The organism is Aeromonas sp. PS2Canimalfood6 (assembly GCF_048276795.1).
Lineage (GTDB): Bacteria > Pseudomonadota > Gammaproteobacteria > Enterobacterales > Aeromonadaceae > Aeromonas > Aeromonas caviae.
This window is the reverse complement of record NZ_JBLUXC010000163.1, coordinates 1-513: the sequence shown is the minus strand read 5'-3', so window position 1 is coordinate 513 and position 513 is coordinate 1. Positions and strand designations below refer to the sequence as shown.

The 513-nt window shown below is 56.7% G+C and carries 1 protein-coding gene; it reads left to right on the top strand.

Annotated features, from left to right (window positions below):
- Position 1: 1 nt before the first annotated feature.
- Positions 2–513: IS1634 family transposase (locus ACNPAA_RS21065; protein WP_417891998.1), on the top strand; the 512-nt coding region annotated here is incomplete at its 3' end.

Genomic DNA, 513 nt, shown 5'->3' with positions numbered 1-513 from the left:
GATCCGTAACCTCGATCACCTTGGTTTGGTCGCCGCACTCTGCCAGGAACTGGGCATTGCCCGCATGATCGATGCCTTGCTCCCCAAAACCCCGCCTTTCAAGGTCTCACATGGTGAAGCCTTGGTCGCCATGATAGTGAACGGCCTCGGCTTTCACAGCAGCACCCTGCACATGTTCCCGCAATTCTTCGCTAACAAGCCGGTTGAGCGCCTGATTGGCCCCGGGATCTGTGCTGATGACCTCAATGATGATGTGCTCGGTCGCTGTCTCGATGCCCTCTTTGAGGCCGATGTCAGCGCCTTGTATCAGGTGATGGCGGCGCAAGTTGTCGAGCGGCTGGGGCTCAAAAGCACCGCAGTGCACCTCGATATTACCAGCTTCCACGTCGATGGCGCCTATGACTGTGCCGATGGGGATCTGGTCGGTAAGCTGCAACTGGTGCGTGGTTATAGTCGTGATCACCGGCCAGAGCTGAATCAAGTGATCCTTGAGCTCATCTGTGAAAATCAGGC